The sequence below is a fragment of the Kiritimatiella glycovorans genome (assembly GCF_001017655.1).
GTDB classification, from domain to species: Bacteria; Verrucomicrobiota; Kiritimatiellia; order Kiritimatiellales; family Kiritimatiellaceae; genus Kiritimatiella; species Kiritimatiella glycovorans.
In genome coordinates this window covers 514,351-527,818 of record NZ_CP010904.1, presented here as the reverse complement: position 1 = coordinate 527,818, position 13,468 = coordinate 514,351, and the positions used below count along the sequence as shown (strand labels likewise).

The following is a 13,468-nucleotide window of genomic DNA, read 5'->3' as shown; positions in this document are numbered from 1 at the left end:
GCTCCGCCGGATATGTCTGATCGCTTCGGGCGCGTGCCCGCGGTCCCAATCTATTGCCGTATGAGCATATGCTCACCAGCGGACGCGATCAAGGGAGGGGATTGGGTATTATTCTGGTTCCGCGCAGATTTTTGTGGAACGACTTAAATCGCAGTTGGCCGGATTAGAAATTCGCTCGCGTCACAACGTACTCGTTCTCAGCGGAGTGTTCATCGGGACCGGGCCATCCGGTACGCGAGCTTCAGTCGGGGGTCCCGATCATCGAATAGGGCCCGGCCCACTCGAGGCGGACGTTCACGAGTGCGCCGGGCCCGGGGTTCTCAGCGGCGAAAAACACGAGTTTGCCCTGCGGCGTGCGGCCGCGCCAGCGGCCGTGTTTCCGGTCGTACGACTCCGCCAGCACTTCGACGATCTCTCCGATCAGGGCGGCGTGCCTGCGTTCCAGGATCGAGCGCGCACATTCCTCCGCCGCCCTGCGGCGGCGCTCCTTCTCCTCCGGCGGGACGTCGTCGGGCATCCGCGCCGCCGTCGTGCCGGGCCGCGGCGAATATTTGGCGATATGCGCCATGTCGAGCTCCAGCTCACGCATCAGGTCCAGCGTCTCGACGAATTCCGCCTCCGTCTCGGTGGGATAACCGACGATGATATCCGTATTGACGGCGGCTTCGGGGATGGCGGCGCGGATGCGGCGCACGATTTCCGCGTACTGCTCGCGCGTATAGCCCCGGCGCATGTCTTTCAGAATACGGTTGCTGCCGGCCTGGAAAGGGAGTTCGAAACAGGGACATACCTTCGGCTCATCCCGAACCGCGGCGATCAGCTCGTCGTCGAGATACGCGGGATGGCTGGTGAGAAAACGAAGCCGCCGCAGCCCCTCCGTCCGCGCCGCCTCGCGCAGCAGGCGGGCCAGCGTCCAGCCTTCGAGGTCCATGCCGTAACGGTCCACGATCTGTCCGAGCATCCCGATCTCGCGCACCCCCTCGTCTGCGAGGGCGCGGACCTCGTCCAGCACCTCTTCGGGCGGCCGGCTGCGGTCGGGTCCGCGGCGGCCCGGAATCACGCAATACGAGCAGGCCCGGGAGCATCCCAGCGTGACCGGCACGTAGGCGGTTACGCCGTTCGCGCCGGCGGGCAGGCGGTAGTCCTCCATCTCCCGGTCCTTCCCGCCGCGGCAGTCCCGCAGAAAATCCAGCAGCGGCGCGGGTTCGGAAGGACGCATAAACACATCGACGAACGGAAACGCCCGGCGGAGTTCCGCCATCTCCCGCTGCCCCACCAGACAACCCATCAGCGCGAGCGTCCGATCCGCGTCCGCCCGGCGCCAGGGTTTCAGGGTATGGAGCCGGTTAATCGCCTTGTCCTCGGGTTTCTGCCGCACCACACAGGTATTGAGGACCACCACGTCGGCGTCCTCCGCGCGCCCGGCACGGCGGAAGCCCGCACGCTCCAGCTCGGAAGCGAGACGGCTCGAGTCGGCTTCGTTCATCTGACAGCCGATCGTCCAGATGTGGTAGGTGCGGGGCATCGCGATGGAGGGCGTCCCTCTGAATATAATACAGTCCTGGTTCGTGTTCAATCACCGATCCTCATATTTCGCCATTCTCCCGAGCACCGCCTCGACCGTCTCTCCGCCGGGAAGCCGCGTATCGCGCCTGAGGTGGGGCGGGTGAAACCAGGGGATTGCGAGGCCGGACTCCACGAGGATCTCCGAAAGCCAGCGGCCGCGGACCCGCACCAGGGCGTACCAGCGCGGCGCCCCCTGCCCTTTCGCATCGTCCCAGCGCGTCCAGACGGTGCATGCATGCTCGGCGAGCAAATTTTCGGTTCGGCGCTTCGCCTCACGGCCCCGTTCGACCGCGTCGCGCCGGCTGATGCCGAAGTATTCCGCCTGCTCTTTCAGTCTGCGGCGGGCCCACGGTTTCTCCGCGCTGCATTCGGGGGCGTCGCAGAAATAGAGCCGGAACTTGCGGTCGCGGTCGCCGCAGTCGATCCAGAAGCTGTCGCCGTCGTTGTACGGATTCTCCGCCAGGCGGCCATCCGTGAACCGGTGCCACCGGCGGGCGGCCCATGCGGCGGGCGCAGCCAGAAGCGCCGGCCCCGCGGCGGCGATCCAGCGGCGACGGTTCATGCCGTGCCCGTCAGACGGAGCATCACGGCCTTCTGGGCGTGGAGGCGGTTTTCGGCCTCGTCGAAGACCACGGACTGCGGGCCGTCGATCACCTCCGCCGTCTGCTCCGCGCCCCGCATCGCGGGCAGGCAGTTCATGAAGATCGCGTCCTCGCGCGCCAGGGCCATCAGTTCGCCGTTCACCTGGTACGGCCGGAAGAGGGCGGTGCGCTGTTTCTCCTGTTCGGGGGGAACGTGGTAACTCATCCACGAGTCGGTGTAGACGACATCCGCCCCTTCGACCGCGGCACGCGGGTCGTCGGTCAGTTCCACCGCCCCCCCGCTCTCCGCGGCAAAAACCTCCGCCTCCCTGATCACCTCGGGGAGCGGAATGAAATCCTCGCCCGCCGGGCAGCCCACACAGATACGCATGCCGAGTTTCGTGCATCCGACCAGCAGCGAATGGGTGACGTTGTTATGCCCGTCGCCGAGATAAGCCAGCTTGAGTCCTTCGAGGGTCCCTTTCTTCTCCCGGATCGTCTGCAGGTCGGCGAGCACCTGGCAGGGATGGCTGTAATCCGTCAGCGCGTTAATCACCGGTACTTCCGCGTGATGGGCCATCTCCAACAGGTGCCGATGATCGAACAGCCGGGCCATGATCAGGTCGACGTAGCGCGCCGCCGTTTTGACCGAGTCGTGGATGCTCTCCTTCCCGGCGCCCATCGGCGAATTGCCCGTATGGTAATAAATGGCATGGCCGCCGAGCTGGATCATACCCGTCTCGAACGAAAGGCGCGTACGGAGGCTCGGTTTCTCGAAGATCATCAGGAGCGTTCTGCGGTTCAGCGCCCCGGCGAAGGCTTCCGGTTCGCGCTTCACGCCGTCGGCGAGATCCAGCAGCTCCGTCAGATACCGCGGGCTGCATTCGGCCAGAGAAATAAAATGTCGCATCGTTCTCTCCGTGGTTCAGACGCGGCCGCGACAGGAAGGCGGCCGCGCTATTCGCGGGTGAGGTCCTCGTAGTAGCGGTCCACCTCCGCCTCCCGCTGGAACGTCAGGAGGATGAGGGCGGTACGGATCCACATACCGTTGCGCACCTGCCGCCAGTAGTATGCGCGCGGATCGGCATCCACCTCCGCATCGATCTCCCGCCGCCGCGGCAGCGGGTGCATCAGGATCGCGTCCCTCTTTAACATCGGCAGGTGGTCGCGCGTAAAGAAATATTTCTCCACGTTCAGGGTCTTGCTCTCGTCGGAAACGTCCCACTCGTCCTGAATGCGGGTCATGTAGATCGCATCCGCCTCGGGGATGAAACGCTCGAAATCGGTGCCGATTTCATAGGGCATTCCGGCGCGGTCGAGCTGGCGCAGCACGTCCTCGCGGATCTGCAGCGGCTCCGGGGCCACGAACAGCGCGCGGACGCCCTCGTAGCATGTAAGCAGCCAGGCGAGCGACCGCACGGTGCGCCCGCGCGCGAGGTCTCCGACAAAGAGCACCGTCTTGCCGTCGATCCCGCCCCGTCCATCGAATCCCTGCTGCAGGGTATAGATATCCAGCAGCGCCTGGGTCGGGTGCTGATCCTTGCCCGAGCCCGCATTGAGGACGGGGACTTCGCGGTCGGTGTGCGAGAGCAGCCAGGCGATCCGCTCGGCGAAACCGCCGACCGGGTGCCGCATGATGATCATATCCACGAACGAGCTGAACGTGCGCACGGTATCCTCGGGCGATTCGCCCTTGACCTCGCTCGAGGTGGTGGTGTCGCGCACCTCGGCCGGCTTGACCCCCAGCGTCTGACAGGCGGTGTAAAAGGAGAGGAACGTACGGGTCGAGGGCTGGGCGAAGTAGAGCATGGCGCGCTTTTCGGAGAGCAGGGTCTGGAGGAACTGCATCCCCCCGCGCGTACGGGCGATGGTGCGGATCTTCGTGGCGAGGTCGCAGAGACGCTCGAGCATCGGCCGGTCGAACTGCTGGGCGAGGAGGGTATGAACGGGGCGCTGTCGGTGATTGAGATATTCGCCCTTGCCGGTGAGCCCCATCTTCTGGAACTCGCCCCATCCGATATCGCTCAGCCGCTTCTGCTCCATGAACCGCTTCCCCGCTTTCTCCCGTTCCCGTGCATCTTTCATAGCGCAGCCCGCGCGCGGGTACAAGAACGGGATGCCGCGGCAGAACGCGGCTGAACTACGGATTTCGCGGCGGGGTGCGACGAAGCCTCTGCGCGCAAAGCGTTTCCCACGCCAGCCCGATATACTCATGCAGAGCCGCCGCCGAACTCTGGAGGGCGCCCGAAGAAGGCACCCAGCCGTGCCAGCGCAGACCGCCGCCTCCGGCCGTGATATGGGCGGTGGGAGCGGGCACGGGCCGCAGGCCCTGCGCCCGGCACAGCATGACCGCGCGGGGCAGATGACGGGCGCTGGTTACCAGCGCGAAACGCTCGCCCCCGAGCATCGGCGCCAGACGGCGCGCCTGATCGTCCGTATCCAGCGACTCCGACTCGAGGAGAATCCTCCCGGGGTCCGCACCGAGATCGATTGCGAGCCGTTTCATCATCTCCGCCTCGGCGGGCCCCGGACCCGTCTCGCCTCCGCAAAGGACCAGGGTCGCATCGGTCAGCTCCCGGCACAGACGCACACCCTCCGTGAGGCGCACGACCCCCTCCGGATGAATCACCGAGGTCGGGGGGTGGTTTTTGTAAAAGCTTTGCCCTGCGCCGAGCACGACGACATAAGAAACGCCCGCCCGCCCGGGTTCAAAGACGGGATACGCCTGCTCGAGCGGTTTCAGCAGAAACGCGGCCCCCGGATCCGTTCCCGCCGCGGCGAGCATCAGCCAGCCTGTCCAAGCCGCGATGCGAGCTCCGCGCCGGACCGTCTTCCATCCGCCGATCAGCCCCGCCAGCAACACCAGCAGTCCCAGCGCCAGAGGGTCCAGAAACGGGGACACCGCCTTCTTCAGGACGTACATGGAAGCCCCTTCCATCCTTCCGCTCGATGCGAAACGATGACCCTCTGTCCGCAGCCTGTCAAGGGTTCCGGCTGAGCCGCTCGAGTTCGGTACGGATGAGTTTGGCCGTATGCGGACCGATGCCGGGAGCATCGGCGAGTTCCTTTTCGTCCGCCTTTTTCAGGCGCTGGAAGGAACCGAAATGGCGGAGCAGCTGTTCCTTCTTTCTCGGGCCGATGCCCTCGATGTCGTCGAGCACGGACTCCCTGATGCGGCGGCCGCGCAGCCGGCGGTGGTAGGCGATGGCGAACCGGTGGGCCTCGTCGCGGATGCGCCGGATGACCTCCAGCGCCGCGCTGTCGCCGGGAAGCCGTACGGTTTCGGCGGCGCTTTCCGCATTCGTATAGAGTTCCTCGTATCGTTTTGCGAGGCCGGCGACGACGAGACCGCCGAGGTCCAGCTCGTGCAGCGCCCGCCGCGCGGCGCGGAGCTGGGTGATCCCGCCGTCCACGAGCACCAGGCCGGGCATCGACGAGCCCTCGCGCGCCAGCCTCGAGTAGCGTCGGCGCACGGCCTCGGCCATCATGCGGGGATCGTCGGCACCCTCGACGGTGCGGATGCGGAAGCGGCGGTATCGCTGCGGCACGGGCCGGCCGTCGACGGCGGCGACCAGGGCGGCGACGGCGTAGGTGCCGGATATATTGGAGATGTCGAAGCATTCGATCACGTCCGGGGGGTGCGGCAGTTTCAGGGCGACCGCCAGTTCGCGCAGTCCCTGCCGCGCGGTTTCCTCCTGCAGCGCCGGCGTCCGGCGCACCCGCGCGCGTTCGCGCACGGCGCGGGTGACGAGCTTCAGCAGGTCGCGCAGGGCGGCGGCGGACTCGTAGTGCTGCCCTTCCGCGGCGGCCTCCATCTGCGCCCGCAGCTCGCGCAGCAGTTCCGGGCGTTCGCCGCGCAGGAAGGCGCAGGACTCCTCGACCCGCCGCTGGTATTCCTCCGGGGTGATCCGGCCGATGCACGGGGCGGAGCAGCGGCGAATGACGTCGTTGTGACAGTGCCGGTAGGTCTCCCGGTCGGGCACGCGCGGACGGCAGAGGCGCAGTCCGAAACGCGCTTCGAGGAATTCCTTCGCGGCATAGGCGGCGGAGGACGACGCGTAGGGGCCGAAGTAGCGCGCGCCGTCGTCGCGACGGATGCGGCAGGTGTCGAACCGCGGATACGGTTCGCCGGGATGGACGCGAAGCAGCAGGAATCGCTTGTCGTCCTTGAACAGCGCGTTGTAGCGCGGGCGGTATTCCTTGATGAGATTGCCCTCGGTGAGCGTGGCCTCGGCCTCGGTCCTGAGCTCCAGGACGTCGAAGTCGGCGATGGAGCGGATCAGTCCGCGCAGCTTCGGATCGCCGCGGCGCATCGTACTGGGGCGGAAGTAACTCCGCACGCGTTTGCGCAACGACGCCGCCTTGCCGACGTAGATGATCTTCCCCCGCCGGTCGCGCATAAGGTAGACTCCCGGCCGGTCGGGCAGCGCGTCGAGTTTCCTGCGAATGGACTCGGGCCAGTTCATAACCGGACAGTGTGTGTAGAATCGCCCGGCGGAGCAAGAACGGGAGCTTACCCATTTTCGGTTCGGGCGATTCGTCGGCGGCACGGATGCAATAAATGGACCGATGATCCGTTTCATGAGGTGTGGGCTGGAAGACCGGAGGCCGCGGTGCCGGAGACGAGCGAACAGGAACTGATCGGGGCCTATCGCAAGGGCGATGTTGAGGCACTGGGCGAACTGGTCGAACGGTACAGGAAACCGCTGTACGGTTTCATCGTCCGTATGGCGCGCGACCCGGACGAAGCGGACGAGATCTTCCAGGAGGTCTGGTCCAAGGCCATTCGAAACTGGTCGAAGTTCAAGGGCGGAAAGCTGCTGAGCTGGCTGTTCCGGATCGCGCGCAACGGAGTGATCGACCGTCGGCGCAAAAAGAAGGCGGACTGCTCGCTCCAGCAGCCGCTGGGAGAGTCGGAAGGGTCGACGCTGACCCTCGATCAGGTGGTCGCCGCCGACGGCCCGGGACCGGATGACGACGCGGATTCGGCGGAGCTGGAACGGCGGATCGCGGCGGCGGCGGAGCACCTGCCGGACGATCAGCGCGAGGTGTTCTGGATGCGAATGCAGTCGGGGCTGCCGTTCAGGGAGATCGCCCGCATACAGGGATGCTCGATCAATACGGCCCTGGCGCGCATGCAGTACGCGCTGAATAAACTGCGCGTCGAACTGGACGAAGTATACCGCGAGTACGGAGGTGCGGCATGAATCATCAGAAGGCCCGGAGATGGATCCTGCTCGAACAAAGCGGCGAACTGGGCGGCCGGAAACGGAGACGACTCGAGGCCCATCTGGAGGACTGCGCGGAATGCCGGGCCTTCCGGGCGATGGCCGGACGGATCGAATCCTGCGTCACCGATCCCCCCGGGCCGTCCGTTCCGACCCTTCAGGCCGTCCGGGCCGAAGGCCGGCGCGCCGCGCCCCGGCCGGCCCACCCGGTTCTCAGGCCCGTCCTCGCCGCGGCGATGAGTGTGCTGCTGCTCGCCGGAGCCGGAATCTGGATCTCGCATCAGGCGGGATACACCTCGCCGGATGCGTCCACGGCCGAGGTGATCGAATCGCTCTACGAGGAATACGCCCAGCCGGCATCCGCCGGGGGCCTCATTGACGAGACGCTGAGCGAACTCGACCCGGCGATGGTCTGGTTTTTCGAGGGCGACACCGCCGTGACGGACGGATGATTCCGAATTACGTATCCAACGAGGGCGCCGCTTCCGCACCTCCGGCATAACCCCGCATGGCGGGGTTTGATCAGACCCCCAGTACGTCCCTCATCGAGTACAGACCCGGATCGCGGCCTTCGAGCCACTTTGCCGCCTGGAGCGCACCCAGCGCGAAGGTCTCGCGGCTGAGAGCCCGGTGCGTGAACTCCAGAACCTCGCCCTCGCCGGCAAAGGTCAGGGTGTGTTCGCCGACGATCCCGCCGCCGCGCACGGCATGGATCCCGATCTCCTTGTCGGGACGCTCGCCCGTATGACCGCTGCGGCCGTCGCGGCGAACTTGGTCGAGATCCCAGCCGCAGCCTTCGGCGGCGCTGCGCGCGAGCATGAGCGCGGTTCCGCTGGGGGCGTCCTTCTTGCGCCGATGATGGCGCTCGACCACCTCCACATCGTACCCGCGTCCGCGCAGGGCCTTCGCACCCGCTTCAATGAGCGTGCAGAGCAGGTTGATCCCGAGGCTCATGTTGCCCGCCATGACGACGGGCACCTTGTGTGCCGCGGCCCTGACGGCATCCATCTCTTCGTCGTTTAGACCCGTGGTCCCGATGACCCAGCCGCATCCCCATTCGGCGATGCGTTCCGCATTGCCCGAGGTGGCCACATGCGAGCTGAAATCAATCACGACCTCCGCATCCGGCGTTACCGCCGCCAGGTCGCTTCCCATGCTGACCCCCGCTGCCCGGGTCCCTGACACGACGCCGGCGTCTTCGCCAAGCCCCGACGCGTCCCACAAATCTACGGCTCCGGCCAGCTCGAGCCCGGGCACCTTCTCCTCGACCAGCGAGCGGATGATGGCTCGTCCCATCCGCCCCGCCGCACCCAAAACCACGACCCTCTTTATCGATTGTTGCTCACTGCCCATCTCACCGGCTCCACGGGTTTAAAACCTGTTCCTCTTCTGTGATCTCTGTGCCTCTTTGTGGCCCTTTAGTGGACGAGGTCGACCTCCCGCATAGTAGCCTCGAGCACTCTGCGGTTCTCCGCATCGATCTCGCACAACGGCAGGCGATAGACCTCTTCGATCCACCCCATCATCGCCAGTGCCGCCTTGACGGGGATCGGGTTGCTGTTGAGGAACATGTGGCTGAAGAGGCGGTGATAGCGCAGGTGCAGCGCCAGGGCGGTTTCGAAGTCGCCCTCCAGCGCGGCGCGAATCATCTCCGTCATCGGACCCGGGATGAGATTGGCCGCGACGCTGATCACGCCCACTCCGCCGACGGCCATCATGGGAAGGGCCAGGGCGTCGTCGCCGGACAGGACCTCGATCTCGCACTCGCGGACGATCTCACTGACGCGGTCGACCGATCCGCCGGCGTCTTTCTGTGCTGTGATCTGCGGATGCTTCGAGAGTTCCGCGACGGTGGGCACGGCGATCTCGCGACCGGTGCGCCCCGGAACGTTATAGAGCACCACCGGGGTGCCGAGATCGGCGATCGCGGTAAAGTGGCGGATCAAACCCGCCTGGCTGGGCTTGTTGTAATAGGGGGTGACCTGGAGGGTCCCGTCGACCCCGAGATCGATCGCCCGGCGCGTGAGTTCCAGCGCCTCCGCCGTGGAGTTGGCACCGGTGCCGGCGATGACTTTTGCTTTCCCGTCCGCACGCTGCACGACATGCTCGATCACGGCCATATGCTCTTCCGGATCGAGGGTCGGCGATTCGCCGGTTGTGCCGACGGGTACGATACCGTCCACGCCGCCTTCGATCTGGGCGTCCACGAGGCGGTCCAGCGCCCCGTAATCGACCGAACCGTCCTGCGCGAACGGCGTCACCAGTGCGGTATACATTCCCTCAAACATCGTGTCCTCCTGTTTGAAATTCGTGCGACGGGCGCGAAACCGCCGTCCCGCCCGGCTTCACAGACAGACCCTAGGCCCTCGCGCGCGTCCTGCCAACCCCTTACTCTTCGCCGCGGACGAGGTCGTCCCAGGTCTCCCGGCGGCGGATCAGCCGGGCGGAAGAGCCCTCCACGAGCACCTCAGCGGGGCGCGGGCGGCTGTTGTAATTCGAGGCCATGGTATAGCCGTAGGCCCCGGCATTCATGACGGCCAGCAGATCGCCCGCCTCAGCAGCCGGAAGTTCGCGGTCGCGGGCCAGGAAATCCCCCGTCTCGCACACGGGACCGACGAGATCGCCGCACACCGTTTCCCCGGTCTGCCGCACGGCGTTCACCCCGTGCCAGGCGTCGTACAGCGCCGGACGCAGCAGATCGTTCATCGCCGCATCACCGATCAGAAATGTCTTCGACGGGTGCGGCTTGACGTACTGAACCCGCGTAAGCAGTACGCCTGCCCCCCCGCTGAGAAACCGGCCCGGCTCCAGTACCAGCTGCAGGCCGAGTTCGCCGACGGCCGCGTTGGCCATCTTCGCGAAACGGTCCAGATCGAACGGCTCTTCCTCCGGCCGGTAGGGAATGCCGAGACCGCCGCCGAGATCGAGACGCCGGAAGTGCGGCCCGCGCTCCTTCAGTTCGCGGCAGAGCGGCCGGATCACCTCGAGGGCCTTCTCATAGGGATCCACGCTCATCAGCGGCGAGCCGAGGTGCGTGTGCAGACCGACCAGCCGCAGCGCATCGTGTTCGATCGCACGCAGCGAGAGGCGTCGGGCGGTGGCCGGATCCACGCCGAATTTGGTGTCGCCTTTACCGGTGCACGTGTACTCATGCGTACCGGGGTCGATATCCGGATTCACCCGGATCGCGACGCGGGCGCTTTTTTTGAGTTCACCCTCCACGTGAGCGATGCGCTCCAGCTCCGGCTCCGACTCGACGGTGAAGAACCCTACCCCCTGCTCTATGGCGTAGCGGATCTCGTCGACCGTCTTGCCGACCCCGGCGAATACGATCTTCTCCGCATCAAAGCCTGCGCGCAGTCCGCGGAACAGTTCTCCTCCGGAAACGACATCCAGCCCGGCCCCCATTCCACGGAACAGCTCGAGGATCGCCCCCGTGCTGCATCCCTTTACCGAGTAGCAAAGCAGGGGGTCTGCATCCTTGAGGGCCGCGGCCAGGCGACGGTACTGGTGCTCGAAATGCGTTCTGGAGTAGACGTACAGCGGAGTTCCGTACTCCTCCGCCAGCGCGTTCAGCGCGCAGTCCTCTGCGTGCAGCTCGCCGTTGCGGTATTCAAATGCGTTCATCACGCCCTGCCTTTTCGGCGCGCTCGGAGATCGCGCTCAGCCTTTTGCATCCTGCTCTTTCAACGATCCCACGCGCAGGCGCAGGGCGTTGAGTCGAATAAAGCCGTTCGCGTCGGCCTGATCGTAATCGCCGCCGGCCTCGAAGCTGGCGATATCGGCATCGTAGAGCGAGCGTTCGGCACGGCGGCCGGTCACGGTACAGGATCCCTTGTAGAGCTTCACGCGCGCCGTACCGGTTACCGTCTGCGCCGCCCTGTCCATCGCCGCCTGCAGCATCTCGCGTTCGGGGGCGAACCAGAATCCGTTATACACCAGCTCGGCATAACGCGGCATGATGGCGTCGCGCTGGTGGAGCACCTCGCGGTCCATGGTAATCTGCTCCACCGCCTCGCGGGCGCGGTGCAGCACTGTGCCGGCGGGCGTCTCGTACACGCCGCGGCTCTTCATACCCACGAAGCGGTTTTCGACCAGGTCGATCCGCCCGACCCCGTGTCGGCCCGCGATCCCGTTGAGCTTCTGCATCAGCGGCAGAGGCTCGAGCCGCTCGCCGTCGAGTGCCACCGCATCGCCGCGCTCGAAGTCGATCGTAATTTCCTCCGCCCCGTCGGGCGCGTCCTCGGGGTCGGTCGTCAGCAGGAACATATCCTTCGGCGGGGCGTTCCACGGGTCCTCGAGCACTCCGCCCTCATAAGAGATGTGCAGGAGATTGCGGTCCATGCTGTAGGGCTTTTCCGCGCTGACCGGAATCGGGATGCCGTGTTGTTCAGCGTACTGCATCATCTCCGTGCGCGACTGGAAAAACCCCTCGTTCCGCCAGGGGGCGATCACCTTGATCCCGGGTTCGAGCGCGTAAAAGGTCAGTTCGAAGCGAACCTGGTCGTTGCCTTTGCCCGTCGCCCCGTGGGCCACGGCCTCGGCCCCCTGTTCGCGGGCGATCTCGATATGGCGCTTGGCGATGAGCGGGCGGGCGATCGAAGTGCCCAGCAGGTAGCCCGATTCGTAGACCGCGCCGGCCCGGATCATCGGGTAAACGAAATCGCGGGCGAATTCCTCGCGCAGGTCTTCCACGTAGCACTTCGACGCGCCGGTGTTTTTCGCCTTTTCCGGCAGCCCGTCGAGTTCCTCCTCCTGGCCGACGTCGGCGGCGTAGGCGATGACTTCCGCGTCGTACTCCTCCTGCAGCCACTTCAGAATGATCGAGGTGTCGAGTCCTCCGGAATACGCCAGTACGACTTTCATCGGGATGCCTCCGTGCCTTCCTGTTCAAGTTCATCACACGCCGCGGCCGTGATCTCCAGCGCACGGCGCACATCATCCTCTCCCACGATCAGCGGCGGGAGGAAGCGGAGCACCTTACCCGCCGTGGCGAGCGCGAGCAATCCCTTCTCCTGAAGTTTCTTCTGCAGCGGCGCCGCGGGGCGGTCGAGCACAAGGCCCACCATCAGGCCGAGCCCGCGCACCTCCTCGATCCAGCGGGGGTGATCCGCGGCGATGGAACACAGGCCTTCAACCAGCATGTGGCCCATGCGCCCGGCGTTTTCGATGAGTCCTTCAGTTTCGATCACTTCGATCACCGCGCGCGCGGCGGCGCAGGCCAGCGGCGTGCCGCCGAACGTCGTGGCGTGGTGGCCGGGATGGAAGACGTCCGCGAGCTTCGCGCCCGCGACGACCGCTCCCATCGGGAAGCCGTTACCCAGCCCTTTGGCAAGCGCGAAGGCGTCGGGCTGAACGCCGTAATGCTGAAAGCCGAACCAGCGCCCGGTGCGTCCCATCCCGCACTGCACCTCATCCATCAGCAGCAGCACGCCTTCTTCATCGCAGATTTTACGGAGCTGCCGGAGATACCCGCGGTGCGCCGGCCGCACCCCGCCCTCGCCCTGGATGGCTTCGACCAGCACCGCCGCCGTCTCCGGTCCGATCTGTTCGCGGCAGGAGGCGGGATCGTTGAACTCCGCGTAGCGGAATCCCTGCGGCAGCGGTGCGAACCCCTTCTGGACCTTGTCCTGTCCGGTGGCGGTAAGGGTTGCAAGCGTCCGGCCGTGGAACGAGCCGCGCATGCTGACGACCTCGTAGCGCCCCTGATCGTGGCCCCAGAGCCGTGCCAGTTTAATGAGCCCCTCGTTCGCCTCCGCGCCCGAATTGCAGAAGAAGCATTTGCCGACCTCAAATCCGCTGCGTTCCACCAGGTCGCGGGCGAGCCGCGGCTGATGCTCATTATAGTAGAGATTCGACACGTGAACGAGGCGTCCGGCCTGTTCGCGAATGGCCTCGACGTAGCGGGGGTGGGCGTGGCCGAGATTGGTGACGGCGATACCCGCGAGGAAATCGAGGTACTCGTGATCTTCGGCGTCGTACACCCGTACGCCCTCGCCGCGCACCAGCGCCAGCCCCGGCGCGTAGGTGGACATGACATATTCCCGGTGCATGCGCCTGATATCTTCGGTGTTCATCATAAGACTCCATGAA

Annotated in this window: 13 protein-coding genes; 2 read left to right on the top strand and 11 right to left on the bottom strand. The window is 65.8% G+C overall.

Going from position 1 to position 13,468, the window contains the following annotated elements; genetic code table 11:
- Window positions 1–241: 241 nt before the first annotated feature.
- From miaB to L21SP4_RS02195, 6 genes are read right to left on the bottom strand one after another with little or no spacing between them, the layout of a single operon-like run.
- Window positions 242–1,576, bottom strand: coding sequence for a tRNA (N6-isopentenyl adenosine(37)-C2)-methylthiotransferase MiaB (miaB, locus tag L21SP4_RS02220; protein WP_201774668.1), 1,335 nt, complete (start codon window positions 1,574–1,576; stop codon window positions 242–244).
- Window positions 1,577–2,128, bottom strand: a complete 552-nt coding sequence (locus tag L21SP4_RS02215) for a thermonuclease family protein (RefSeq protein WP_052881135.1) — start codon at window positions 2,126–2,128, stop codon at window positions 1,577–1,579.
- Window positions 2,125–3,057 (bottom strand): ornithine carbamoyltransferase, encoded by a 933-nt coding sequence (gene argF / locus L21SP4_RS02210; RefSeq protein WP_052881134.1) that lies wholly within the window; start codon window positions 3,055–3,057, stop codon window positions 2,125–2,127. Before argF ends, L21SP4_RS02215 begins: the two co-directional genes overlap by 4 nt.
- 47 nt (window positions 3,058–3,104) lie before the next feature.
- Window positions 3,105–4,232 carry an aspartate carbamoyltransferase gene (gene pyrB, locus L21SP4_RS02205; protein ID WP_201774667.1) on the bottom strand — a complete coding sequence of 376 codons (1,128 nt, stop codon included), beginning with the start codon at window positions 4,230–4,232 and terminating at the stop codon, window positions 3,105–3,107.
- Window positions 4,233–4,287: 55 nt separating this feature from the next.
- Window positions 4,288–5,070, bottom strand: coding sequence for a YdcF family protein (locus L21SP4_RS02200; RefSeq protein ID WP_052881133.1), 783 nt, complete (start codon window positions 5,068–5,070; stop codon window positions 4,288–4,290).
- Window positions 5,071–5,128: 58 nt separating this feature from the next.
- Entirely contained in the window at window positions 5,129–6,613 is a 1,485-nt protein-coding gene (locus tag L21SP4_RS02195; protein WP_052881132.1) for an excinuclease ABC subunit UvrC, read from the bottom strand.
- 147 nt (window positions 6,614–6,760) lie between these two features.
- Here L21SP4_RS02195 and L21SP4_RS13050 point away from each other — a divergent pair, with 147 nt between their 5' ends.
- Both L21SP4_RS13050 and L21SP4_RS02185 read left to right on the top strand, forming a co-directional pair.
- Window positions 6,761–7,354: a sigma-70 family RNA polymerase sigma factor gene (locus L21SP4_RS13050; protein WP_052881131.1), complete on the top strand. Its 594-nt coding sequence runs from the start codon at window positions 6,761–6,763 to the stop codon at window positions 7,352–7,354.
- Window positions 7,351–7,827: a zf-HC2 domain-containing protein gene (locus L21SP4_RS02185; RefSeq protein ID WP_052881130.1), complete on the top strand. Its 477-nt coding sequence runs from the start codon at window positions 7,351–7,353 to the stop codon at window positions 7,825–7,827. The genes L21SP4_RS13050 and L21SP4_RS02185 overlap by 4 nt, the downstream gene beginning before the upstream one ends.
- Before the next feature lie 70 nt (window positions 7,828–7,897).
- Here L21SP4_RS02185 and dapB read toward each other — a convergent pair whose 3' ends face one another.
- From dapB to L21SP4_RS02160, 5 genes are all read right to left on the bottom strand, one after another.
- Window positions 7,898–8,728 (bottom strand): 4-hydroxy-tetrahydrodipicolinate reductase, encoded by an 831-nt coding sequence (gene dapB, locus L21SP4_RS02180; RefSeq protein ID WP_052881129.1) that lies wholly within the window; start codon window positions 8,726–8,728, stop codon window positions 7,898–7,900.
- A gap of 65 nt (window positions 8,729–8,793) precedes the next feature.
- Window positions 8,794–9,663: a 4-hydroxy-tetrahydrodipicolinate synthase gene (gene dapA, locus L21SP4_RS02175; RefSeq protein ID WP_052881128.1), complete on the bottom strand. Its 870-nt coding sequence runs from the start codon at window positions 9,661–9,663 to the stop codon at window positions 8,794–8,796.
- A 100-nt stretch (window positions 9,664–9,763) separates the two neighbouring features.
- On the bottom strand, window positions 9,764–11,002 hold the full coding sequence (gene lysA, locus L21SP4_RS02170; RefSeq protein WP_052881127.1) for a diaminopimelate decarboxylase: 1,239 nt from the start codon (window positions 11,000–11,002) through the stop codon (window positions 9,764–9,766).
- A gap of 36 nt (window positions 11,003–11,038) precedes the next feature.
- The gene (locus L21SP4_RS02165) at window positions 11,039–12,241 is read right to left on the bottom strand and encodes an argininosuccinate synthase (protein ID WP_052881126.1); all 1,203 of its coding nucleotides are present in this window, start codon (window positions 12,239–12,241) and stop codon (window positions 11,039–11,041) included.
- The gene (locus tag L21SP4_RS02160; RefSeq protein ID WP_201774665.1) at window positions 12,238–13,455 is read right to left on the bottom strand and encodes an aspartate aminotransferase family protein; all 1,218 of its coding nucleotides are present in this window, start codon (window positions 13,453–13,455) and stop codon (window positions 12,238–12,240) included. Before L21SP4_RS02160 ends, L21SP4_RS02165 begins: the two co-directional genes overlap by 4 nt.
- Between the last annotated feature and the right edge of the window lie 13 nt (window positions 13,456–13,468).